The organism is Cupriavidus sp. GW822-FHT02D05 (assembly GCF_058802485.1).
In genome coordinates this window covers 142,063-163,915 of the sequence record NZ_JBXAOE010000013.1, presented here as the reverse complement: position 1 = coordinate 163,915, position 21,853 = coordinate 142,063, and the positions used below count along the sequence as shown (strand labels likewise).

Sequence of the window (21,853 nt, the reverse complement as noted above, 5' to 3'; positions counted from 1 at the left end):
TGTCCTCTAGAGAGCTCAGCGGAGCGAGTCGGCGGCGGCCGGAGCCTTCGCCTTGTTCGGGTCGATCGGCTGCGGCAGCAGGGTCGCCACGGTCAGGTTATCGTCATTGAAGTATTTGCCCGCCACCGCCTGCACCTGTTCCGGCGTGACGGCCTTGATCTTGTCGAGCATGCGGTCGAGCTGGCGCCAGGAAATGCCGGCGATCTCGGCCACGCCGATCTCCATGCCCTGCCCGAACACCGAGTCGCGCTTGTAGATCTGCGCCGCCACCACCTGCGCCTTGACCCGCTTGAGCTCTGCGGGTGAGACGCCTTCGCGCGCAATACGGGCGATCTCGTCGCGCAGCGCGCGCTCGATCTCCTCGGTGGTATGGCCAGTGGCCGGCGTACCGTCGAGCACCATCAGGGACTCGCCGCGGTTGATGCTGTCGTAGCCCACGTTGACGTCGTCGGCGATGCGGCGCTCGCGCACCAGGTCGCGCGTCAGGCGGGCGTTGTCATAGCCATTCAGTACGGCAGAGAGGACCTCCAGGGCGTAGGGATCGACGTCCTTCTCGACATCGTGCAGGCGCGGCACCTTGTACGCCAAGACCACGTAGGGGTTCTCGGCCGGGGCCTTGACCCAGATCCGCTTGATGCCCTTCTGCGCCGGCTCCTGCTGGTCCTTGCGCAGCGGCAGCGGGCGGGCCTTGAGCTTGCCGTAGGTGCGCTCCGCCAGCGCCTTGACCTCGGCCGCCGTGACGTCGCCCGTTACCACCAGCATCGCGTTGTCGGGCACGTACCAGTTCTTGTACCAGGCCTGCACGTCTTCCACGCGCATGTTGACCAGGTCGGCCGGCCAGCCGATCACGGGATGCCGGTAGGGCCCGGCGGTGTAGACGGTGGCCAGCAACTGCTCGTAGACGGTGCCGCGCGCGGAGTCGTCCGTGCGCAGGCGCCGCTCTTCCATCACGACCTTCATTTCCCGCTCGAACTCATCCTTCTTGATGATGAGGTTGGCCATGCGGTCGGCTTCCAGCTCCATCATCTTCGGCAGGTACTGCTTGCTGATCTGCTGGTAATAGAGCGTGAAGTCGCGGTTGGTCATGGCGTTCTCGCGCCCGCCCAATGCGGCGATCTGCTTGGAAAACTCGCCCGGCCCGACCTTTGGTGTACCCTTGAACATCATGTGTTCAAGCATGTGCGCCACGCCAGTGGTGCCACTGACCTCGTCCATGCCGCCTACGCGATACCAGATCTGGTGGGCTACGGTGGGCGCGCGATGGTCTTCCTTGACGATGACCCGCATGCCGTTGGACAGCTTGAACTCGGTGGTATCGGCCTGCGCCGCGGCGGTGGCCTGGCCAGTCGGCAACGGCGGCGCCACGGCGGTCTGCGCATAGGCTGCGCCGAACCAGGGCATCGCGATCAACAAAAGGGTGGGAACGAGGCGCCGGGAGAAAGCGGCCGGGCGAACAGCGCCGGCGCCGGCAAGAAGCGAAGCGGTACGGGCGGCGCCCGACCTGGACCTGACAGCACAATGGTTCATGCGACCCCGTCTGCTAGAATTTTGGCGATTGATTCTACCGGGGTATTGACCCCTTTCCCAATGTTTAGTTTCTGGAAGAAGCGCAAGGCCGAACCGGCCAGTGCGCCGCCCGAGGTGCAAAGCCCGGCGCCCGCCGCCACACCGGCCGCGGCGCCCGCCAGCGCACCAAGCCCCATTCCCGCGGCCGGGCCTGCCCCGGCCGCCGTCGTTCCCGTCCGGCCAACCGCCATCCAGCCAGTCCAGAGCATGACTCCGGCCGCTGCCGAGGAACTGGTCCTGACCCCGCCGCCGGCCGCCTCCGCCGAAGCCAAGCGCGGCTGGATGCAGCGCTTGCGCACCGGGCTATCCAAGACCAGCCGCAATCTGGGCACGCTGTTTGTTGGCGTCAAGGTCGACGAAGACCTGTTCGAGGACCTGGAAACTGCCCTGATCATGGCCGACGCCGGCGTCGAGGCTACCGAGCACCTGCTGAGCGCGCTGCGCCGCCGGGTCAAGAACGAGCGCATCGATACCTCCGAAGGCGTCAAGGCCGCGCTGCGCGAACTGCTGACCGACCTGCTGCGCCCGCTCGAGAAGACCATGTCGCTGGGGCGCGAGCAGCCGCTGGTGATGATGATCTCGGGCGTCAATGGCGCCGGCAAGACCACCAGCATCGGCAAGCTGTGCAAGCACTTCCAGAGCTATGACCAGTCCGTGCTGCTGGCCGCGGGCGACACCTTCCGCGCCGCCGCGCGCGAGCAGCTGACCATCTGGGGCGAGCGCAACAACGTCACCGTGGTATCGCAGGAGAGCGGCGACCCGGCCGCGGTGATCTTCGACGCGGTCAACGCGGCACGCGCACGTGGCATCGATATCGTGATGGCCGATACCGCGGGCCGCCTGCCCACGCAGTTGCACCTGATGGAAGAGCTGAAAAAGGTCAAGCGTGTCATCGCCAAGGCGATGCCGAACGCGCCACACGAATCGCTGCTGGTGATCGACGCCAACACCGGCCAGAACGCGCTGTCCCAGGTCAAGGCGTTCGACGATGCGCTGGGCCTGACCGGGCTGATCGTGACCAAGCTCGACGGCACCGCCAAGGGCGGCATCCTGGCCGCGATCGCGCGCCAGCGCCCGGTGCCGGTCTACTTCATCGGCGTGGGCGAGAAGGTCGAAGACTTGCAGCCCTTCAAGGCCGAGGAATTCGCCGACGCACTGCTCGGCTGAGCAGTCCACCCGGCTCGCCAGTAAAAAAGCCCCGCAATCGCTTGCGGGGCTTCTTGCTTTTTGCGGCCTGCCGAACCTGGCGTGGCAGCTTATTCGGCGTCCGGCTGCGCCTTGGGCTCGGCCTGCTGGAACGCAGGCAGCGCCATGCAGGAGTCGAACACCTTGGCAATGGCCGGGTAGCGGGCCACGTCGATATTGAAGCGCTGCGCGTTGAACACCTGCGGTACCAGGCAGATGTCCGCCAGCGTCGGCGTATCGCCAAAGCAGAAACGCCCTGCCTTGCCCGAGCGCACGAGGTTGGTATTGACCGACTCGAAACCCAGCTCGACCCAGTGGCGATACCACGCGTCCTTGGCCTCCTCCGCCACGCCCAGCGTGTGCTTGAGGTACTTCAGCACGCGCAGGTTGTTCAGCGGATGGATCTCGCACGCGACCTCCAGCGCCAGCGCGCGGATGTAGGCGCGGTCGAGCGCGCTGCCCGGCAGCAGAGGCGGCTCGGGATGCGTCTCGTCGAGGTACTCGACCATCGCCACGGATTGGATCAATACGTGATCATCATCCAGCAGGGTCGGCACCAGCGCATCGGGGTTCAGCGCCCGGTAGGCCGGCAGCAGTTGCTGGCCGCCGTCGCGCAACAGATGAACTGGCATGTACTCGTAAGGCAGGCCCTTCAACTGCAGGGCAATGCGCACCCGGTACGAGGCGGAGCTGCGAAAGTAGCTGTAAAGCTTGAGCATGGACTCAGACTACCTTGACGGTGAGCTCGCCCACGCCTTCGATCTTGCACAGCATGACATCGCCCTTGACCACCGGGCCCACGCCTTCGGGCGTGCCGCTGTAGATCAGGTCGCCGGGTTGCAGCTCGAACAGCTTGGAGAGATACGACACCATCTCGGGCACCGACCAGATCAGGTCCGACAGGTCGCCGCGCTGCTTCTCCACACCGTTGACGGACAGCGTGACCGCGCCCTTCTCCGGATGGCCGATGGCGGACACCGGCACGATCGGGCCGATCGGGGCGGACTTGTCGAAGGCCTTGCCGGTTTCCCAGGGGCGACCGGTCTTCTTCGATTCGTTCTGCAGGTCGCGGCGCGTCATGTCGAGGCCGAGCGCGTAGCCAAACACGTGGCTCGCGGCATCCGCCTCGGCGATGTCCTTGCCGCCCTTGCCGATGGCAACGACCAGCTCCACTTCATAGTGGCAATTGCTGGTGCCCTGCGGATAGGGGAAGGCGCCTTCGGTACCGTCAGCCACATAGCTCACGGCGTCGGCAGGCTTGCAGAAGAAGAACGGCGGCTCGCGGTCGGGATCCGAACCCATTTCACGGGCATGGGCGGCATAGTTGCGGCCCACGCAGTAGACCCGGCGCACCGGGAACTGAGCGCTGCTGCCGCGCACGGGCACGCCATTGGGCGCCGGCGGGGCAAATACGAATTCGGTCATCCATCTCTCCAAGCATATTCTGTGTTTTAGACTACGCGCCAGCATGATGGCATCGCCAGTAGACGCCCTGCCGCGCAGCAGGGCAATAGCATACACCGGCGGTTCTGGCCGCGTGCGCCGGCAACCATTGAATCCGGGAAACCCCGCAATACAATGAAAGGCATCTCGGCGCGAATCTTGCATGGCAAGAGGCATTCCAAGTGACGCCATGAACAGACGCCCCCCTGCCCCCTCCACCCCGACGAGTCCTGCCAGCCCCGCGCCCGCCGCGTCGGGTTCACGCGCGCTGCGCATTTTGCTGGTGCGCGATCCGCATGACGAGGATCCGCTCAATATCGAGACGATCCGCGCCGGGCTTGTCTCTGCGGGCTTCACGGACATCGAAACGGTGGATGCCGACCTGCGGCTGCCCGACGCAATCGTCGCGCGGCAGCCGGACCTGATCATCATCGCCTCGGAGTCCGCTGCGCGCGATACAGTCGAGCATGTGTGCGTGTCGACCCAGCACGCGCCGCGCCCCATCGTGCTCTTCACGGACAACGACGACGCCCAGCGCATCAAGGCCGCGCTGAGCGCAGGGATCACCGCCTACATCGTCGACGGCCTGCGCGCCGATCGCGTCAAGACCGTGCTGGATGTGGCCTATGCGCGCTTCGAACTGGACCAGGAACTGCGCGCGGAGCTTGATGCCACGCGGCTGCAGTTAGCCGAGCGCAAGGAAGTGGAGCGTGCCAAGGGCCTGCTGATGAAGGAGCGCGGCATGACCGAGGACGAGGCTTACAAGCGGCTGCGCAGCATGGCGATGGAGCGCGGCATCAAGCTCGTCGAGGCGGCGCGGCGGGTCATCGATGTGATGAGCTAAGCCCGGAACAAACCATGATCGGGCGCCTCAATGCGCCCCGCACGCGCTTGGTGCAATGCACAAGGATGGCGCGACCGCATCACCTTTCACGCACCGGCAGCGCACGGACGCCGCTTTGGCGCGCCCGCTTCTGGCTCCTTGTCCACCCTCGCTGGCAGTCAGACCCCGACAACAGCCCTCCCAACCCTTGGCACGCGGCTTGCATAATCGAAGCATCGGCCAACGACGGCCGATCACATACCGATGTGCGCCGCCAACGACGGCCGCGCCGCATCACGGGACAACGGCGTCCTGACCTGCCCCCCCGCATTTCTGGCGAAAGCGGAGCAGTTCAGGACGCTTTTTATTTGGAGCCGTGTCAATGCCCTCTCGCCTGAAGATTGCCAAGTCGCTGCATGCAGCAGTTGCCACCGACGCCAGCACCACGGGAGCCGATGCGGTGCCCGCCAGCAACGGACGGCGCCGCGCCCTGGCCACCATCGCTGGCGCCAGCGTGATCACCCTGGTCGATCCCCTGGTACGCGCTGGCGCATGGGCGGCAGGCTCCGACGCGCCGGAAAAACCGGAGGTGCGGATCGGCTTCATCCCGCTGACGGACTGCGCCTCGGTCGTCATGGCCGGCACACTCGGCTTCGACAAGAAGTACGGCATCAAGATCACGCCCACCAAGGAAGCCTCCTGGGCCGGCGTGCGCGACAAGCTGGTCAACGGCGAACTCGATGCAGCGCATGTGCTGTACGGGCTGATCTATGGCGTGCAGCTTGGCATTGGCGGCCCCAAGAAAGACATGGCGGTGCTGATGAACCTGAACCACAACGGCCAGGCCATCACGCTGTCATCCAAGCTGGCGGAGAAAGGCGTCAAGGACGGCGCCAGCCTGAAGGCGCTGATGATGAAGGAAAAGCGCGAGTACACCTTCGCCCAGACCTTCCCCACCGGCACCCATGCCATGTGGCTGTACTACTGGCTAGCCGCCAACGGCATCAACCCGATGCAGGACGCCAAGGCCATCACCGTGCCGCCGCCGCAGATGGTGGCCAACATGCGCGTGGGCAATATGGACGGCTTCTGTGTGGGCGAGCCGTGGGGGGCGCGCGCCATCGCCGACAAGATCGGCTTTACCGCGGAGACCACGCAGGCGATCTGGAAGGATCACCCGGAAAAGACCCTGGGCACCACGGCAGAGTTCGTGCAGAAGTATCCCAACACGGCACGCGCGATGGTGGCCGCCGTGCTCGACGCCTCGAAGTATATCGACGCATCGGCCTCCAACCGCCGCAAGACCGCCGAGACCATCGCCGCCAAGTCCTACGTCAACACCGACATGGACATCATCCTGGACCGCATGCTGGGCCGCTATGACAACGGCCTGGGCAAAACCTGGGACGACCCGGACTCGATGAAGTTCTACCAGGACGGCGCCGCCAACTATCCCTTCCTCTCCGACGGCATGTGGTTCCTCACGCAGCAAAAGCGCTGGGGCTTGCTCAAGGATCACCCTGACTACCTGGAGGTGGCGAAGAAGGTCAACCGCATCGACATCTACAAACAGGCCGCTGCGGCCGCGCAGGTGCCACTGCCCAAGAGCGATTTCCGTACCGCGAAGCTGATCGACGGCGTGGTGTGGGACGCTAGCAAGGACCCCAAGGCCTACGCCGACGGTTTCAAGATCAAGGCCTGAAGCGCACGCGCCCCGGCGTGATTCCGATTTTGATTGCCGCTTGAACGCCGGCGTGGCGACACGCCGGCTACCGAAGGAGCCTGACGTGAATGCACTAGCCCAGCCGGCCCCGCATGCCGCCAACCAAGCCGCCCCCGCCGATGCCGGCATCACCGCCGAGCTAGCCGTGGTTGGCGACACGCAAGCCCATGAACGCGCCCAGCTCCGCGCGCTCGCCGCGCAAGCCGAGGCCCGCCGCGCGGCGCGGCGCGACGCCATCACCGCCGTGGTGCTCAAGGTGATGCCGCCCGTCGCGGGCTTTGCGCTGTTCCTGCTGATGTGGCACGGCATCGCCACCATGATCCCCGCCATCCCTACGCCGGCCGCCACCTGGCATGCCGCCGTGCCGCTGTTCGCCGACCCGTTCTACCGCAACGGCCCCAATGACCAGGGCATCGGCTGGAACGTGCTGGCGTCGCTGGCGCGCGTGGCGGCGGGCTTCGGGCTGGCCGCATTGATCGGCATCCCGGCCGGCTTCGCGCTGGGCCGCTTCGCCTTTCTCAACGCGATGATGGCGCCCATCATCAGCCTGCTGCGCCCGGTCTCGCCGCTGGCTTGGCTGCCCATTGGCCTGCTGCTGTTCAAGTCGGCAAACCCGGCGGCGATCTGGGCCATCTTCATCTGCTCGATCTGGCCGATGGTGATCAATACCGCGGTGGGCGTGACCCGCGTGCCGCAGGACTACCTGAATGTGGCGCGCGTGCTCGACCTTTCCGAATGGAAGGTGTTCACCCGCGTGCTGCTGCCCGCCGTGCTGCCGTACATGCTCACCGGCGTGCGGCTGTCCATCGGTACCGCATGGCTGGTGATCGTGGCCGCGGAAATGCTCACTGGCGGCACCGGCATCGGCTTCTGGCTGTGGGACGAGTGGAACAACCTGAAGGTGGAACACATCGTTATCGCGATCTTCATCATCGGTGTGGTCGGGCTGCTGCTCGAATATGCGCTGCTCAGCCTGGCCAAGCGCTTCAGCTACGGCAACTAAGACGCTAAGTCGCAAAGACGCCAAGTCGCTACCCGCGCCCTGGCGCCCAAGGAGAAGCTCATGGAAAAGTTCGTCCGTATCGAGAATGTCGGGCAGACCTTCAAGACCAAGAAGGGGCCGTTCGTCGCCCTGCGCGATGTCAACCTGACCATCGCCAGCGGCGAGTTCATTACGCTGATCGGCCATTCGGGCTGCGGCAAGTCCACCTTGCTTAACCTGCTGGCCGGGCTGGACCGGCCCAGCGCCGGCGCGCTGATCTGCGCCGAGCGCGAGATCGCCGGCCCCGGCCCGGATCGGGCGGTGGTGTTCCAGAACCATTCGCTGCTACCCTGGCTGACCTGTTTCGACAATGTCTATCTTGGCGTGGAGCGCGTGTTCGGCGCCAGCGAGAGCAAGGCGCAACTGAAGGCCCGCACGCACGACACGCTGGCCTTGGTTGGCCTGACGCATGCCGAAGCCAAGTATCCGCAGGAGATCTCGGGCGGCATGAAGCAGCGCGTGGGCATCGCCCGGGCGCTGGCCATGGAGCCCAAGGTGCTGCTGATGGACGAGCCCTTCGGCGCGCTGGACGCGCTCACCCGCGCGCACCTGCAGGACGAACTGATCAAGATCGTGGCGAAGACGCGCAGCACGGTGGTGATGGTGACCCACGACGTGGATGAAGCGGTGCTGCTGGCCGACCGCATCGTCATGATGACCAACGGCCCCGCGGCCACCATCGGCGAAGTGCTGAAGGTGGACCTGCCGCGGCCACGCGAGCGCATGGCGTTGGCCGAGGACAAGGATTACCACGCATGCCGCACGGCAGTGCTGGACTTCCTGTACCGCAAGCAGCGCAATCCCGCCCTGAAGGAAGCCGCCTGAGCGGGGGCGATGACGGGCCTGCCACTGCCGCGCCAGGGGCGAAGCCGAGCCGGCATTGCGGCTGTCATGGGCACGGCCGGCCCGCTCCGCTATCATGGACTTCAAACCACATAGTCCCAACCCGCCATGACCACCACGCCTACCTCCCCCGCGGCCCCCGCCGCCCCTGCTTTCGCTGCCGCGAAGTACATCAAGGAAATCGGCCGGGGCGTCAACGGCGCGCGCGCGCTGCCGCGCGAAGATGCCCAGGCGCTGTTCGATGCCATGCTGGCAGGCCGCGTGGCCGATATCGAGCTGGGCGCGGTGCTGATGGCCTATCGCATCAAGGGCGAGGCCCCGCACGAGCTGGCCGGGATGCTCGATGCCGCGCACGCGCATTGCCTGCCGCTGGCCGGCCCGGCGGACCGCGTCGTGGTGTCAATCCCCAGCTATAACGGCGCGCGCAAACAGCCTAACCTGGTGCCACTGCTGGCGTTGCTGCTGGCGCGCGAGGGCATTCCGGTACTGGTGCACGGCTCCCGCCAGTTCAACGGGCGCGTCACCAGCATCTCGCTGTTCGAGGCGCTGGGCATCGTGCCTTGCAGCTCCGTGGCGCAGGCCGAATCCCAGTTGCGCGGCAGGGATGCCCAGCCCGGCCCGCTGGCAGTGCTGCCGATCGACGTGCTGTCGCCGGCGCTGGCCCGGATGCTGGACAAGCGCATGCAGATCGGCTTGCGCAACTCTGCGCATACGGTGGTCAAGATGTTGCAGCCTGTGGGCGCGCACGGCCCGGCCGAGGCGCTGCGGCTGTATAGCTACACCCACCCCGAGTACCGCGAAACCCTGACCGATTATTTCTCGCGCGAACCCGCCAATGTGCTGCTGGCGCGAGGCACAGAGGGCGAGGTGGTGGCGGACGCCCGGCGCAACAGCCGCATCGACTGGCTGCACGACGGGCATCAACGCACCTTGGTCGACCCGACGTCGGGCTCTATCGTTGAAGTACCGGAATTGCCGCCCGGCAGTGACGTGGACCAGACCGCGGCCTGGATCCGCCTCGTGCTGGACGGCGAGGCGCCTGTGCCTGCCCCGATCGCCACGCAGATCGACGCCATCCGCGACTGCCTGCAGCAAGGCACGCGCGTGGCTTGGGCCAGCCCGGTCTGAGCTTCGCCCGCCAGGCAGCGCCTTTAGCGCTTGCGCTGTGGCAGCGGAATGCGATCGTTCTCGCCCGGCACGCGCGGGAACTGGTCATCTTCCCAGCGCTGGGAGGCTGCTTCGATCGCTTCCTTGGTGCTGGCAACGAAATTCCAGAAAATAAAGCGATGGCCATCGGTCGGGTCGCCGCCGAGCAGCATCACGCGCGACGCCACCTGCGCCGTCAACGTCACCGGCTGGCCCGGCACCAGCACCGCCAGGTGCCGCTCGGGCAACACTTCGCCGTCCAGGGCGATGGTGCCGTCCACCGGGTAGATGCCGCGCTCGGCGTGCTCCGCCGGAATCTCCAGGCTGGCGCCCGCCTCGAGCTCAATGGCCACGTAGAGCGTGCGGCTAAACACCTTCACCGGCGCCTCGGCGCCGAATGCATCGCCCGCAATCACCGTCATGCGTACGCCAGGGCGCTCCAGCTTGGGCAGCGTCGCGGCCGGATGGTGATGAAAGGACGGCTCGACGTTCTCGTGCTCCTTGGGCAGCGCCACCCAGGTCTGGATGCCGTGCAGGCGCGGCCCGGCATCGCGGGCGGACTGGGGCGAGCGCTCCGAGTGCGCAATGCCGCTGCCAGCCGTCATCCAGTTCACGTCGCCCGGCCTGATGACCTGTTTGCTGCCGAGGCTGTCGTGGTGCAGGATCTCGCCCTCGAACAGGTAGGTGACCGTGGCCAGGCCGATGTGGGGATGCGGGCGCACATCGGCGCCTTCCCCTGGCGGCATGGCCACCGGGCCCATGTGGTCGAAGAAGATGAATGGGCCGACAGTCTGGGTTGCCGCGGCGGGCAGCAGACGGCTCACGGCAAAGTCGCCGAGGTCACGGGTGTGCGGCTTTAGCAAGTGCTCGATAGCAGACATGATATTCCCCGATTTGGTCGATGCTGACGCTCAGCGCCACTGAGACAAATGAAAAGAGTGTAGCTGCTAGCGAAACACAGCATCTCAACTGGCGACAGAACCGGCAGGGGCATCAGCCCTCTAACCACTGTCGGATCGTTCGCGTACCCGCGTGAGATAGTGGCCTCGTCACATCCTGCAAGATGTCGGAATAAAATACTATGTAGAAGAACCATTCGATTATCAGGAACTATCAACCCTATTGGCACTCCAACTTAGCAGTCCCCCGGCTTGAGTGCTAATATGTGTTGCAATGCAGTGCGAGACCCCGAAAAGGGCCGCACACGCGGGCAACCCACCCGCCGGATGCGAAAGGAGCCATCGAGTGAACGCAGTCCTATCTGCTGACCAAACCCAAATGACCAACCGTCTGCCTGCGGTGCCACAAGGCGCCGGGACGTTTGCGCTGACCTTTCCCGGAACGCTGGGAAATATCGACAGCTATATCCAGGCTGTCCACCGTATTCCCCTGCTTACCCCCGAGGAAGAGCAGCGGCTCGCGCGCGAGTTGCGCGAGCACGACTCCGTCGATGCGGCGCGCCGCATGGTGCTGTCGCACCTGCGCCTGGTGGTGTCCATTGCCCGCCAGTACCTCGGCTATGGCCTGCCCCACGCAGACCTGATTCAGGAAGGCAATATCGGCCTGATGAAGGCCGTGAAGCGCTTCGACCCGGATCAGGGCGTGCGGCTGGTGTCTTATGCGATGCACTGGATCAAGGCCGAGATCCACGAATACGTGCTGAAGAACTGGCGCATGGTCAAGGTGGCTACCACCAAGGCTCAGCGCAAGCTGTTCTTCAACCTGCGCAGCCACAAGCAAGGTGCCCATACCTTCACGCCGGAACAGATCGACGCGGTTGCGCGCGAGCTGAACGTCAAGCCGGAAGAAGTGATGGAGATGGAAACCCGCCTGTCGGGCGGCGACCTGGCGCTCGAAGGGCAGATCGACGATGGCGAAGAGGATTTCGCGCCCATCGCCTACCTGGCCGACAACCACAACGAGCCCACCCGCGTGATCGAGGCGCAGCGCCACGACCGCCTGCAGGTGCAAGGCCTGGAAGAAGCGCTGTCCAAGCTCGACGACCGTAGCCGCCGCATCATCGAGGCGCGCTGGCTGCAGGTCAACGACGACGGCTCGGGCGGCTCCACGCTGCACGAACTGGCTGACGAATTCGGCGTTTCCGCCGAACGCATCCGCCAGATCGAAACCGCGGCGATGAAGAAGATGAAGGGTGCGCTGCAGGCCTTTGCCTAAGGCTTAAGCGCACCAAAAGTAGAACAGGGCCGGTCTCGCGACCGGCCCTGTTTTATTTTGCCTGCCGGCTTCGCGCCGGCGGCCCGCCTCATGACAGCATCAGGACAGCAGTTGCTTGAGGTCGTGCACGATCGGCTCCGGCCCCTGGCCGTGGCGGATAAACAGGCGCAGCTTGCCGCTCGGGTCGAACACATAGCTGCCCGCCGAGTGATCCATGGTGTAGTTATTCGGGGACGTGCCCGGCACCTTGGCGTAGAACACCTTGAAGTCCTTCGCAACCTTCTGCAGCGCGGCATCGTCGGCCGGGCGCATGCCCAGGAAGCGCGGATCGAAGGCCGGCACATACTGCGCCAGCAGCGCCTGCGTATCGCGCTCCGGATCCACCGTAACGAACAACACCTGCACCTTGTCGGCGTCCGGTCCCAGTTGTTCCATCACCGCCTTGAGCTCGGCCATGGTGGTCGGGCACACGTCAGGGCAATGCGTATAGCCGAAGAACATCACTACCGCCTTGCCCTTGAAGTCGCCAATGGAGCGCACCTTGCCGTTGTGGTCGGTAAGGACGAAGTCCTTGCCGAACTCGCTGCCGCCGGTGATATCGACGTTCTTGAAGGAAGCCTTCTGCTGGCCGCATGCCGCCAGCAGCAGCGCGCACAGGGCCAGCAGGCAAAACCGGCGGAAGGCCGCGAAGGTGGGGAGAAAGCCTGAAGGGAAATGGTTTGGCATGCGAGTTCGGGTGGTGTTGGCGAGCCGGCGCCGCCCGGCAGGCGGCTAGGCGCGACAAGGTCACATTAACAGATGACACGCAGTATCGCCGATCGTGGCCGCCACGCGCGCAGGCCGCGACAAGATGCCGCAAGCCTGCAGGCCTGCATGCACCGCTCAGGCCTGCGGCAGGAATTTGAAGTAGTGATCGACCAGCAGCGCGGCGAACAGCAGCGAGAGATACAGGATCGAGAAGCGGAAGGTGCGTTGCGCCAGCGCATCCGAGTAGTTGCGATACATCTTCCACGAGTAGGCCAGGAACCCGCCCCCCAGGATCAGCGCGGCCGCCAGGTAGATATAGCCGCACATGCCGTACACAAAAGGCAGCAGCGTGGCCGCGATCATGATCAGCGTGTACAGCAGGATATGCAGCAGCGTGAAGCGCTCGCCGTGCGTCACCGGCAGCATCGGCAGGCCGGACTTGGCGTAGTCGGCGCGGCGATACAGGGCCAGGGCCCAGAAGTGCGGCGGCGTCCACGTGAAGATGATCAGCACCAGGAACCAGGCTTCCGCCGGCAGGTCGCCCGCGACCGCCGCCCAGCCAAGCGCCGGCGGCATGGCGCCGGACAGGCCGCCGATGACGATGTTCTGCGGCGTGGCCGGCTTGAGCAGGATGGTGTACACCACGGCGTAGCCCACGAAGGTGGCCACGGTCAGCCACATGGTCAGGTCGTTGGTGTAGACGTGCAGCAGCCACATCCCTGCCCCACCCAGCACGGCGGAGAACACCAGCGTCTGGATGGTGGTGATCTCGCCGGTGGCCGACGGGCGCCACGCGGTGCGGCGCATCAGCGCATCAACCTTCTGCTCCACCAGGCAGTTGATGGCGAAAGCGGCACCTGCCAACAGCCAGATGCCGGCGGCACCGCCGATCAGCACCGGCCACGGCACCATGCCGGGCGTGGCGAGGAACATGCCGATGATGGCGCAGAAGACGGCAAGCTGCGTCACCCGCGGCTTGGTCAGGGCGGCGTACTGGCGGATCAGGTGGCGAACCCGCCCGAGGGGATGTGTGTGGGTAGCTGTAACCACTGGAGAGTTCTTGTCTTTCATGTGGCGCGCGCGGCGGCCGGCACGTCGGTAGCAATGTCAGCGGACCGGGCCGCGAGCCCTATATTGTAGTTGAGGCGAACCAGGAGCAGCAGCAAGACCGCCGCGCCGCCGTTATGCGCCACCGCGGCGCCCAGCGGCCAGTCGAACACGATGTTCGACAGACCTGTGGCCAGTTGCAGCGCGAGAAAGCCCAGCAACCAGCCCGCGCTGCGCGTAAGGCCACCATGGCGGCGTGCCTGCAGCCCAAACCAGGCCAGGAAAGCCAGCACGACGAAAGCGAAGCCGCGATGCACCCAATGGATCGCCACCAGGGCCGAGTGCGGGATGTAGTCGCCGTCGGCGGTCATGCCGAGCTGGCGCCACAGCGTAAAGCCGTGGTGGAAGTCCATGTCCGGCACGAGCTGGCCGTTGCACAGCGGAAAGTCGGTACACGCCAGCACAGCATAGTTAGTGCTCACCCAGCCGCCCAGGAAGATCTGCAGCACCAGCAAGGCTAGCGCGATGCGCGCCGGCCAGCGCAGCCCGGCCGCCTGCGGCGCCACCCGCAAGGGTGGATCGTTGCGCGAGCCCAGCCAGATCAACGCTGCCAGCAGGCTCATGCCGAGCATCAGGTGCGTGACCACGATGATGGGCTGCAGCTTGAGTGTGACCGTAAAGGCCCCGAATGCGCCCTGCACGCACACCAGCAGCAGCACCCCGGTGGCGAACCAGGGCGACTGCTTGAGTTCGCGCCGCTTGACCCAGGCCAGCACCATCAGCGTGATGATCAGCACGCCGACCGCCATGGCGAAGTAGCGGTGGATCATCTCGATCCACGCCTTGGTGATGCTCACGGGCCCGCTGGGCAGGGCCGTCTCGGCGGCGCGGATAGGTTCCTGCGCCGCGTGCGGGTTGGAGTGGCCATAGCAGCCCGGCCAGTCAGGGCAGCCCAGGCCGGAGTCCGTCAGCCGCGTGAAGCTGCCGAACATGATCAGGTCCAGCGTCAGGAAGGCGGTGATCCAGACCAGCTTGCGATACTTGTTGCGGTCCCCTTTGACCAGCACGTAGCTCAAGGGGAACAGCGCGATCAGGACGCCGATGATAGCGAGTTGGAGCAGCATGCGCGCCTCACCCGATGTGAGAGTACTTGAGCAGCTTCTTCAGGTCGGAGCTCATCTTCTTGGGGTCCGGCTCCTTGGGGAAGCGCATCATCAGGTTACCCAGCGGGTCGATCAGGAACAGGCTGTCCTCGATCCGGGCACCCGGTTCCGCCGGCAGCCATTTCTGCATGGCCTCGCGGTTGGCGCGCAGGAAGCGCACGCCGGCATAGGGCTCGTTGTAGGCAGCCGACAGGCGGGAATCGATCGGGCCTTCGTCACTGATCAGCCACACCGGCACGATGCGCTCGCGGTCCTGGCCTTGCCCCGCGCGGATCTGGCGGATGGTGAACAGTTTCTTGGCGCAGGCTTCGTCGCACGCCGCGCCGTCCGCCGTCACCAGCAGCCACTTGCCCTTGAAACTATCCAGCGACACGGACTCGGCACGCTCATTGCCGATCTGTATCGCGGGCATCGGGCGCTGCGGCTCGATCAGCGTGCCGTAGTTGGTGGATCCGCCCGCCGGCTTGAACACGTAGTACGTCAGGTAGGAAGCGATGACAGGCGAAGCGCATACCAGCAGAAGCAGCAGCATCTGGATGCGGCCGCGACGGGTGCGGGCGTCGATGCGCGAGTCTTGCGGCGCGGCGCGGGCGGTCTGGGCCGAAGCGGGATCTGGCTGTTGCATAGTGTTTCGTCTGTCTGTCGTCTGTCTGTCGTTAGGGGCGGTTGCGCTCATCTGACCGCAACGCGCCGCTGTGGTTCGTGGGTGATACGGGTGCCACCCGCGTGAATGCTCAAGCCGTCATGCGGGCCGCGCGCCGCCAGCTCAACGCCACCAGTAGCACCAGGGTCAGCGCCGCCAGCCCGAACCACTGGAAGGCATAACCATAGTGGCGATCCGCGCCGATGTCCGCTGGCGCCCAGTCGCGCGCCAGCCCGTCGCCGCTGTCGTTGCGCTGTTCCAGCACAAAGGGTTGCAGGGGCACGCCAAGCTCCGCTGCATAAGCGGCGAGATCGACATTCTGGCGGATCTTCTGGCCGGCCTCGGCATTCGCGCCCTGGCCCAGGCTGAAGACCCTGGGCACGGTCGCCAGCGCGGTGCCGTCCAGCTCCACCTCGCCTTGCGGCGTCGGGAACGGCGCGATATGGGTACGATCCTGCGCGTCGCGAGGCAGCCAGCCGCGCAGCACCAGCACGGCCGGCGCAGCCGCATCGCCCCCGGCAACCCGCAGCGGCGTCAGCACCATGAATCCGGCACGGCTATCGGTGCCGTTGCCGTGGGGGCGATTGTCCAGCAAAACCGTATGCGCTGCATCGAAGCGCCCGCGCACGTGCACACGCCGCTCCGCCAGCGCGCCATCCACCAGGCTGCGCCCGATCTCCAGCGGCGGCTGGGCAGCCAGCGCCTCAAGGCGCGCGGCCCGCGCCACTTTTTCGTGGGCCCGATTCAGTTGCCAGTTGCCCAAGGCACAGGTGAGCGCGATCACCACCAGCGCGGCAATGGTGGGCAGCGGGCTCAGTGCGCGCCACAGCTTCACGTGCGGCCTCCCTGGCATTTCCCGAGGGCGTTGCCACGCGCGCCGATGCGATAATGGCACTCTATCCCTAGCAGACCCCGCGCTTGCGGGCCCTCCATGCGCATCGTCATCCTCATCGCGTTCTTCCTCATCATCGGTAGCCTGGCCTGCGCCCTGTTCTTCATGATGCGCGACCGCGGCAGGACGCCAAACATGATGCGCTCGCTGATGTTCCGGGTCGGCTTCTCGGTGGCCCTGTTCGTCTTCATCCTGTTCTCGCACTGGATGGGATGGATACAGAGCACGGGCATCCGCATGGCGCCCTGAAGCCGGCGCGGCCCGGCTACGCCAGGTTCAAACCACAAAAAACAAGCGCCGCAGGCTGGCTACTTCCCCTGCGGCGCTTGTTTTTTGTTGTTCCTCGCGAAGGAGGAGAACCTCCCCCGCGATGCCGCCGGCGTAGCCGGCGGGCACTGCAATCGGGTGTCTTACAGCCAGTACACCACGATGTAGAGGAACAGCCACACCACGTCGACGAAGTGCCAGTACCAGGCAGCGCCTTCGAATGCAAAGTGATGGTCGGGCGTCAACTGGCCCTTGAGCACCCGCACCAGCACCACCGTCAGCATGATCGCGCCGAGCGTCACGTGGAAACCGTGGAAGCCGGTGAGCAGGAAGAAGGTGGAACCGTAGATGCCCGAGGTCAGCTTGAGGTTCAGCTCCGAATACGCGTGGTGGTATTCGTACACCTGGAAGCACATGAAGACCGCGCCCAGCAGGATGGTCAGCACCAGGCCCTGGATCAGCTGGCTGCGCTTGTTGGCCAGCAGCGCATGGTGCGCCCAGGTCAGCGTCACGCCGGACATCAGCAGCAAGGCGGTGTTGATCGTGGGGATCGGCCACGGGCCCATGGTCTGGAAGCTCTCCACGACACCGGCCGGTCCGAGGTTCGGCCATACGGCGGCGAAGTCGGGCCACAGGATCTTGTTGTTCAGGTCGCCGAGCCACGGCATGGCAATGTTGCGGGCGTAGAACAGCGCGCCGAAGAACGCCGCGAAGAACATCACCTCGGAGAAGATGAACCAGCCCATCGACCAGCGGAAGGACAGGTCGATGTTCTTGCCGTACTTGCCCGTCTCGGATTCGTTGATCGCCTCGCCGAACCAGCTCTTGAGCACGAACAGGAACCACAGCAGGCCCAGGCCGCACAGGTAAGGCCCCCAGGTCTGCCCGTTTACCCAGCCAGCAGCACCCCCAGCCGTCAGCAGCAAGCCGAAGCTAGCCGTGATCGGATGGCGCGAGGGGCCCGGTACGAAGTAGTACGGAGCGTTTGCGCGGTTCGCACTCATTCTTTTTTCTCCAGCTCAGAGTCTCTGATTCAGTAATCGTTATCCGCACATCCAGCCCTGACGGGGCCGGCGGCATGCTTTTGCCCTGCTCTTTTTACTTACTCCTGCCCTGCCCCGTGCCTTGCGCTGCGTGGCCTCACCCTACCACCACACGCACGACCGTGATCAGCACCGCGATCAGGATGGCTACCCCGATCAGGCCGGCAATGATCACATGGACCGGGTTGAGCTGTGCCATGTCGCGCTCATGCTCGCTGCCCTTGCGCAGGCCGATAAACGACCAGAACACCGCGCGCAGCGTCTGCGCAAATGACAGCTTGCGCTTGACCGCGTCCTTCATCTCATCCACGGCTTTTCCCCTGCAACTTGCCTCGCCTGCAAACTCAAATGCCCTTGCCCGCGCCTGCTGGCTGCGCGTCGAGGGGACCTTGCGGCGCTTGCGCCACCGGCGTCCCGATCTCGAAGAAGGTATAGGACAGCGTAATGTTCTTCACGTCTTTCGGCAGGTCCGGATCGATCACGAACACAACCGGCATCTCGCGTGCTTCCTTCGCCTTGAGCGTCTGTTCCTTGAAGCAGAAGCACTCGATCTTCTTGAAATACTGCGTGGCCAGCTTGGGCAGGTAGCTCGGGATGGCCTGCGCCGAGATATCGCGTGCCTGGCCGTTCGCCACTTCGTAGACGATGGTGGTCATCTCGCCGGGGTGCACTTCCATGCTGCTCTTGACCGGACGGAAGGCAAAGGGCCCGCGCGCATTGGAGTCGAACTCGACCGTGATCGTGCGGGTTTTGTCCACCTGCGTGTTCTTGACCTGGCCACCGTACAGGTCCCGCGTGGTCACCACGTTCAAGCCGGTGATCTCGCAGATCTTCTTGTACAGCGGCACCAGCGCATAGCCAAACGAGAACATCAACGCCACCACCACCAACAGCCGCAGCATCATCCCGCGGTTGAACTTCTTGTCGGTGGCATTGCTTGACTGCTGGTTCGCGCTCATCTCAATACCCTGCAGCTTCAGCCAAGAAAGATCATCTTGGCGAAGAAACCCAAAAAGAAAACCATCACGATCGAGAAAAGGATCAGGCCGAGACGACGATTGGAGGCCTTGCGGTCTGCCTGCGATGGACTTTTGTTTGGATCCTGCATAACACCTTGCTTGCGTGGCGCGGAAGGACGGGCAGTGCCCATCCTTCCGTGCTTATTGCGGCTTGCCTGACTACGGCTTACTTGACTTGCGGCGGCACTTCAAAGGTGTGGAACGGGGCCGGCGACGGCACGGTCCATTCCAGGCCCTCGGCGCCATCCCAAGGCTTGTCCCCGGCTGCCTTGCCGCCACGGTAGGACGGCAGCACCACGAAGAAGAAGAAATACACCTGCATCAGGCCGAAGCCCAGTGCGCCAATCGATGCAATCGCGTTGAAATCCGCGAACTGGGTCGGGTAGTCGGCATAGCGACGCGGCATGCCGGCCAGGCCCAGGAAGTGCATCGGGAAGAAGGTGATGTTGAAGAAAATCATCGAGCCCCAGAAGTGGATCTGGCCGCGGGTTTCGTTGTACATGAAACCGCTCCACTTCGGACCCCAGTAGTAGAAGCCCGAGAACATCGCGAACAGCGAGCCCGCCACCAGCACGTAGTGGAAGTGGGCAACGATGAAGTAGGTGTCCTGCAACTGGATGTCGATCGGGGCCACCGCCGGCATCAGGCCGGTGAAGCCGCCGATGGTGAACACGAAGATGAAGCCGATCGCGAACAGCATCGGAGTCTCGAAGGTCATCGAGCCACGCCACATGGTGGCGATCCAGTTGAAGATCTTCACAGCCGTCGGCACCGCGATCAGCATGGTGGCGTACATGAAGAACAGCTGGCCGGTCACGGGCATGCCGGTCGTGAACATGTGGTGAGCCCACACGATGAACGACAGGATGGCGATCGAAGCGGTCGCGTAGACCATCGAGCTATAGCCGAACAGGCGCTTGCGGGCGAAGGTCGGCACGACGTGCGAGACGATCCCGAACGCCGGCAAGATCATGATGTAGACCTCGGGGTGGCCGAAGAACCAGAAGATGTGCTGGTACATTACCGGGTCGCCGCCGCCGGCAGCCGAGAAGAAGCTCGTGCCGAAGTGACGGTCGGTCAGCACCATGGTGATGGCGCCAGCCAGCACCGGCATCACGGCGATCAGCAGGTAGGCGGTGATCAGCCAGGTCCAGCAGAACATCGGCATCTTCATCAGCGTCATGCCGGGTGCGCGCATATTGAGCACCGTGACGATGATGTTGATCGAGCCCATGATCGACGACGCGCCCATGATGTGCATGGCGAAAATCGCCATGTCCATGCCGGGGCCCATCTGCACCGACAGCGGCGCGTACAGGGTCCAGCCGGCGGCGGTGGCGCCGCCCGGTGCGAAGAACGACAGCACCAGCAGCAGCGCTGCCGGGGGCATCAGCCAGAAGCTGAAGTTGTTCATCCGCGCGAACGCCATGTCGGATGCGCCGATCTGCAGCGGGATCATCCAGTTGGCAAAGCCGACGAAGGCCGGCATGATCGCGCCGAACACCATGATCAGGCCGTGCATGGTGGTGAACTGGTTGAACAGTTCCGGGCGGAAGAACTGCAGGCCCGGCTCGAACAGTTCGAGACGGATCAGCAGTGCCAGCGCGCCGCCAGACAGCAGCATGGTGAACGAGAACAGCAGGTACAGCGTACCGATGTCCTTGTGGTTGGTGGCAAACAGCCAACGGCGCCAGCCATGCGGTTGATCGTGGTGATCGTCATGCGCGTGGTCGTGCGGGTGGGCGAGCGCGTCCGGGGTAGCAGTACTCATCGCGAAAACTCCTGAAATCCTGTTCAACCTGCGGCGCGGTCGCCCGCGGCGCTGGCCTGCTTGGCAGCGGGCTTGTCTTCCGTCTTGGGCGCGGCGTCGCCGCTCGCGCCAGGTGCGCCGCCGCCTTCGCGGAACTTGCCGGCACGCGCATTCACGAAATCGCTCGGTTGAATCACTTCACCCGTCTTGTTACCCCAGTTGTTGCGGGTGTAGGTCATGACGGCAGCGAGCTCGGTATCGGAGAGGTGCTTCCACACCGGCATGGCACCCTTGCCTTCCAGCAGGATATGCATCTGGCCTGCGTCCGGGCCGTTGACGATCTTGGAGCCGTCGAGAGCCGGGAAGGCGCCGCCGCCCTTGCCGTTAGGCTGGTGGCAGACCGCGCAGTTGGCGGTGTAGACCTTCTCGCCGCGGGCCTTGAGCTCGTCCAGGGTCCAGGTCTTGTTGGGATCGTCCGCCTTGGCGGCGAGCTCCTTCTTCTTGCCGTCGACCCACTTGGCGTAGTCGGCGTCGGAGACGACGCGCACGACGATCGGCATGAAGGCGTGTTCCTTGCCGCACAACTCGGCGCACTGGCCACGGTACACGCCAACCTTCTCGGCCTTGAACCAGGTGTCGCGCACGAAGCCGGGAATGGCATCCTGCTTGACGCCGAAGGCCGGGATCATCCAGGCATGGATGACGTCATTGGCCGTCAGCACCATGCGGACCTTCTTGTTCACGGGCACCACCATCTCGTTGTCCACCTCCATCAGGTAGGTGTTCGACTTGGGGGCCTCGTTGTTGATCTGTTCGCGCGGGGTGGTCAGGGTGGACACGAAGGAGATGCCTTCGCCGTCGCCCTTCAGGTAGTCGTAGCCCCACTTCCACTGGTAGCCGGTGGCCTTGATGGTGATGTCGGCGTTGGTGGTGTCCTTCATCGCCACGACCGTCTTGGTGGCAGGCAGGGCCATGCCGATGACGATCAGGAAGGGGATGATGGTCCAGATCACCTCGACGGTGATGCTTTCGTGGAAGGAAGCCGACTTCGCGCCCTTGGACTTGCGGTGCTTGAACACGGAGTAGAACATCACCCCGAACACGCCGATGAAGATCACGGTGCACATGATCAGCATCATCCAGTTCAGCCAGTGAATCTGCTCGGCGATCTTGGTGACCGGCTCGGTCAGATTGAGCTGTCGCACGGCGGGGCCACCTGGCATGTCTTCCACTGCCAGGGCTGCGTAGCTGGTGAGCAGGGATGCCCCCACCAGACACGCTGCGGATGCCTTCTTCCACATTTTCATTTGTTATCTACCCAATTTACAGATTCAAA

General features: G+C 64.7%; 23 protein-coding genes. 8 read left to right on the top strand and 15 right to left on the bottom strand.

Features of this window, described 5'->3' with window-relative positions; genetic code table 11:
• Nucleotides 1–15 precede the first annotated feature (15 nt).
• Entirely contained in the window at nt 16–1,527 is a 1,512-nt protein-coding gene (locus AC1RQK_RS18990; protein ID WP_492810479.1) for a M16 family metallopeptidase, read from the bottom strand.
• 60 nt (nt 1,528–1,587) lie between these two features.
• Between AC1RQK_RS18990 and ftsY the strand changes: the two genes are divergently transcribed.
• Nucleotides 1,588–2,733, top strand: coding sequence for a signal recognition particle-docking protein FtsY (gene ftsY / locus AC1RQK_RS18985; protein WP_492375313.1), 1,146 nt, complete (start codon nt 1,588–1,590; stop codon nt 2,731–2,733).
• Between the two features lie 89 nt (nt 2,734–2,822).
• On the opposite strand, the gene maiA is transcribed toward ftsY, so the two are convergent.
• A complete protein-coding gene (gene maiA / locus AC1RQK_RS18980) occupies nt 2,823–3,470 on the bottom strand; it encodes a maleylacetoacetate isomerase (RefSeq protein WP_441632303.1) in 648 nt (215 codons plus the stop codon).
• 4 nt (nt 3,471–3,474) lie between these two features.
• Entirely contained in the window at nt 3,475–4,176 is a 702-nt protein-coding gene (locus tag AC1RQK_RS18975; protein ID WP_043343393.1) for a fumarylacetoacetate hydrolase family protein, read from the bottom strand.
• A gap of 208 nt (nt 4,177–4,384) precedes the next feature.
• Between AC1RQK_RS18975 and AC1RQK_RS18970 the strand changes: the two genes are divergently transcribed.
• From AC1RQK_RS18970 to ybiB, 5 genes are all read left to right on the top strand, one after another.
• On the top strand, nt 4,385–5,038 hold the full coding sequence (locus AC1RQK_RS18970) for an ANTAR domain-containing response regulator (protein ID WP_492810476.1): 654 nt from the start codon (nt 4,385–4,387) through the stop codon (nt 5,036–5,038).
• Between the two features lie 361 nt (nt 5,039–5,399).
• The gene (locus AC1RQK_RS18965) at nt 5,400–6,719 is read left to right on the top strand and encodes a CmpA/NrtA family ABC transporter substrate-binding protein (protein ID WP_492374353.1); all 1,320 of its coding nucleotides are present in this window, start codon (nt 5,400–5,402) and stop codon (nt 6,717–6,719) included.
• An 85-nt stretch (nt 6,720–6,804) separates the two neighbouring features.
• Nucleotides 6,805–7,743, top strand: coding sequence for a nitrate ABC transporter permease (ntrB, locus tag AC1RQK_RS18960; protein WP_492374354.1), 939 nt, complete (start codon nt 6,805–6,807; stop codon nt 7,741–7,743).
• 60 nt (nt 7,744–7,803) lie between these two features.
• Nucleotides 7,804–8,607 carry an ABC transporter ATP-binding protein gene (locus AC1RQK_RS18955; protein WP_174426599.1) on the top strand — a complete coding sequence of 268 codons (804 nt, stop codon included), beginning with the start codon at nt 7,804–7,806 and terminating at the stop codon, nt 8,605–8,607.
• A 126-nt stretch (nt 8,608–8,733) separates the two neighbouring features.
• A complete protein-coding gene (ybiB, locus tag AC1RQK_RS18950) occupies nt 8,734–9,753 on the top strand; it encodes a DNA-binding protein YbiB (RefSeq protein ID WP_492374355.1) in 1,020 nt (339 codons plus the stop codon).
• Between the two features lie 23 nt (nt 9,754–9,776).
• On the opposite strand, the gene AC1RQK_RS18945 is transcribed toward ybiB, so the two are convergent.
• On the bottom strand, nt 9,777–10,652 hold the full coding sequence (locus AC1RQK_RS18945) for a pirin family protein (protein ID WP_492374356.1): 876 nt from the start codon (nt 10,650–10,652) through the stop codon (nt 9,777–9,779).
• 397 nt (nt 10,653–11,049) lie between these two features.
• Between AC1RQK_RS18945 and rpoH the strand changes: the two genes are divergently transcribed.
• Nucleotides 11,050–11,946, top strand: coding sequence for an RNA polymerase sigma factor RpoH (rpoH, locus tag AC1RQK_RS18940; protein WP_220810654.1), 897 nt, complete (start codon nt 11,050–11,052; stop codon nt 11,944–11,946).
• 99 nt (nt 11,947–12,045) lie between these two features.
• Here rpoH and AC1RQK_RS18935 read toward each other — a convergent pair whose 3' ends face one another.
• From AC1RQK_RS18935 to AC1RQK_RS18915, 5 genes are all read right to left on the bottom strand, one after another.
• Complete coding sequence (locus tag AC1RQK_RS18935; RefSeq protein ID WP_492374357.1) at nt 12,046–12,672, bottom strand: SCO family protein; 627 nt, start codon at nt 12,670–12,672, stop codon at nt 12,046–12,048.
• A gap of 156 nt (nt 12,673–12,828) precedes the next feature.
• Entirely contained in the window at nt 12,829–13,764 is a 936-nt protein-coding gene (locus tag AC1RQK_RS18930; RefSeq protein ID WP_492374358.1) for a heme o synthase, read from the bottom strand.
• The gene (locus AC1RQK_RS18925) at nt 13,761–14,864 is read right to left on the bottom strand and encodes a COX15/CtaA family protein (protein ID WP_492374359.1); all 1,104 of its coding nucleotides are present in this window, start codon (nt 14,862–14,864) and stop codon (nt 13,761–13,763) included. The genes AC1RQK_RS18930 and AC1RQK_RS18925 overlap by 4 nt, the downstream gene beginning before the upstream one ends.
• Before the next feature lie 7 nt (nt 14,865–14,871).
• Complete coding sequence (locus AC1RQK_RS18920) at nt 14,872–15,528, bottom strand: SCO family protein (RefSeq protein ID WP_492810470.1); 657 nt, start codon at nt 15,526–15,528, stop codon at nt 14,872–14,874.
• Between the two features lie 109 nt (nt 15,529–15,637).
• Nucleotides 15,638–16,399 (bottom strand): SURF1 family protein, encoded by a 762-nt coding sequence (locus AC1RQK_RS18915; RefSeq protein ID WP_492374361.1) that lies wholly within the window; start codon nt 16,397–16,399, stop codon nt 15,638–15,640.
• A gap of 78 nt (nt 16,400–16,477) precedes the next feature.
• Here AC1RQK_RS18915 and AC1RQK_RS18910 point away from each other — a divergent pair, with 78 nt between their 5' ends.
• Nucleotides 16,478–16,687: a twin transmembrane helix small protein gene (locus AC1RQK_RS18910; protein ID WP_492374362.1), complete on the top strand. Its 210-nt coding sequence runs from the start codon at nt 16,478–16,480 to the stop codon at nt 16,685–16,687.
• Between the two features lie 161 nt (nt 16,688–16,848).
• Here the strand turns inward: AC1RQK_RS18910 and AC1RQK_RS18905 are convergent, their stop codons facing one another.
• The 6 genes from AC1RQK_RS18905 to coxB form a co-directional block, all read right to left on the bottom strand.
• Complete coding sequence (locus AC1RQK_RS18905; RefSeq protein WP_006159467.1) at nt 16,849–17,709, bottom strand: cytochrome c oxidase subunit 3; 861 nt, start codon at nt 17,707–17,709, stop codon at nt 16,849–16,851.
• Between the two features lie 136 nt (nt 17,710–17,845).
• On the bottom strand, nt 17,846–18,058 hold the full coding sequence (locus tag AC1RQK_RS18900) for a DUF2970 domain-containing protein (RefSeq protein WP_035861042.1): 213 nt from the start codon (nt 18,056–18,058) through the stop codon (nt 17,846–17,848).
• A 34-nt stretch (nt 18,059–18,092) separates the two neighbouring features.
• Nucleotides 18,093–18,707, bottom strand: coding sequence for a cytochrome c oxidase assembly protein (locus tag AC1RQK_RS18895; protein WP_150989703.1), 615 nt, complete (start codon nt 18,705–18,707; stop codon nt 18,093–18,095).
• 17 nt (nt 18,708–18,724) lie between these two features.
• Nucleotides 18,725–18,856 carry a cytochrome oxidase small assembly protein gene (locus AC1RQK_RS18890; protein ID WP_006159470.1) on the bottom strand — a complete coding sequence of 44 codons (132 nt, stop codon included), beginning with the start codon at nt 18,854–18,856 and terminating at the stop codon, nt 18,725–18,727.
• Nucleotides 18,857–18,933: 77 nt separating this feature from the next.
• Nucleotides 18,934–20,538: a cytochrome c oxidase subunit I gene (ctaD, locus tag AC1RQK_RS18885; RefSeq protein WP_150989700.1), complete on the bottom strand. Its 1,605-nt coding sequence runs from the start codon at nt 20,536–20,538 to the stop codon at nt 18,934–18,936.
• Nucleotides 20,539–20,561: 23 nt separating this feature from the next.
• Nucleotides 20,562–21,824 (bottom strand): cytochrome c oxidase subunit II, encoded by a 1,263-nt coding sequence (gene coxB / locus AC1RQK_RS18880; RefSeq protein WP_492374363.1) that lies wholly within the window; start codon nt 21,822–21,824, stop codon nt 20,562–20,564.
• Nucleotides 21,825–21,853 lie beyond the last annotated feature (29 nt).

Coding starts and splice junctions, on each gene's coding strand:
- AC1RQK_RS18895 (WP_150989703.1), bottom strand. CDS start 18,707: ATGAGCGCGAACCAGCAGTCAAGCAATGCCACCGACAAGAAGTTCAAC.
- AC1RQK_RS18910 (WP_492374362.1), top strand. CDS start 16,478: ATGCGCATCGTCATCCTCATCGCGTTCTTCCTCATCATCGGTAGCCTG.
- maiA (WP_441632303.1), bottom strand. CDS start 3,470: ATGCTCAAGCTTTACAGCTACTTTCGCAGCTCCGCCTCGTACCGGGTG.
- AC1RQK_RS18935 (WP_492374357.1), bottom strand. CDS start 12,672: ATGCCAAACCATTTCCCTTCAGGCTTTCTCCCCACCTTCGCGGCCTTC.
- ctaD (WP_150989700.1), bottom strand. CDS start 20,538: ATGAGTACTGCTACCCCGGACGCGCTCGCCCACCCGCACGACCACGCG.
- ftsY (WP_492375313.1), top strand. CDS start 1,588: ATGTTTAGTTTCTGGAAGAAGCGCAAGGCCGAACCGGCCAGTGCGCCG.
- AC1RQK_RS18965 (WP_492374353.1), top strand. CDS start 5,400: ATGCCCTCTCGCCTGAAGATTGCCAAGTCGCTGCATGCAGCAGTTGCC.
- AC1RQK_RS18890 (WP_006159470.1), bottom strand. CDS start 18,856: ATGCAGGATCCAAACAAAAGTCCATCGCAGGCAGACCGCAAGGCCTCC.
- AC1RQK_RS18915 (WP_492374361.1), bottom strand. CDS start 16,399: ATGCCAGGGAGGCCGCACGTGAAGCTGTGGCGCGCACTGAGCCCGCTG.
- AC1RQK_RS18990 (WP_492810479.1), bottom strand. CDS start 1,527: ATGAACCATTGTGCTGTCAGGTCCAGGTCGGGCGCCGCCCGTACCGCT.
- AC1RQK_RS18970 (WP_492810476.1), top strand. CDS start 4,385: ATGAACAGACGCCCCCCTGCCCCCTCCACCCCGACGAGTCCTGCCAGC.
- AC1RQK_RS18905 (WP_006159467.1), bottom strand. CDS start 17,709: ATGAGTGCGAACCGCGCAAACGCTCCGTACTACTTCGTACCGGGCCCC.
- ybiB (WP_492374355.1), top strand. CDS start 8,734: ATGACCACCACGCCTACCTCCCCCGCGGCCCCCGCCGCCCCTGCTTTC.
- AC1RQK_RS18955 (WP_174426599.1), top strand. CDS start 7,804: ATGGAAAAGTTCGTCCGTATCGAGAATGTCGGGCAGACCTTCAAGACC.
- AC1RQK_RS18925 (WP_492374359.1), bottom strand. CDS start 14,864: ATGCTGCTCCAACTCGCTATCATCGGCGTCCTGATCGCGCTGTTCCCC.
- AC1RQK_RS18930 (WP_492374358.1), bottom strand. CDS start 13,764: ATGAAAGACAAGAACTCTCCAGTGGTTACAGCTACCCACACACATCCC.
- AC1RQK_RS18920 (WP_492810470.1), bottom strand. CDS start 15,528: ATGCAACAGCCAGATCCCGCTTCGGCCCAGACCGCCCGCGCCGCGCCG.
- coxB (WP_492374363.1), bottom strand. CDS start 21,824: ATGAAAATGTGGAAGAAGGCATCCGCAGCGTGTCTGGTGGGGGCATCC.
- rpoH (WP_220810654.1), top strand. CDS start 11,050: ATGACCAACCGTCTGCCTGCGGTGCCACAAGGCGCCGGGACGTTTGCG.
- AC1RQK_RS18945 (WP_492374356.1), bottom strand. CDS start 10,652: ATGTCTGCTATCGAGCACTTGCTAAAGCCGCACACCCGTGACCTCGGC.
- AC1RQK_RS18975 (WP_043343393.1), bottom strand. CDS start 4,176: ATGACCGAATTCGTATTTGCCCCGCCGGCGCCCAATGGCGTGCCCGTG.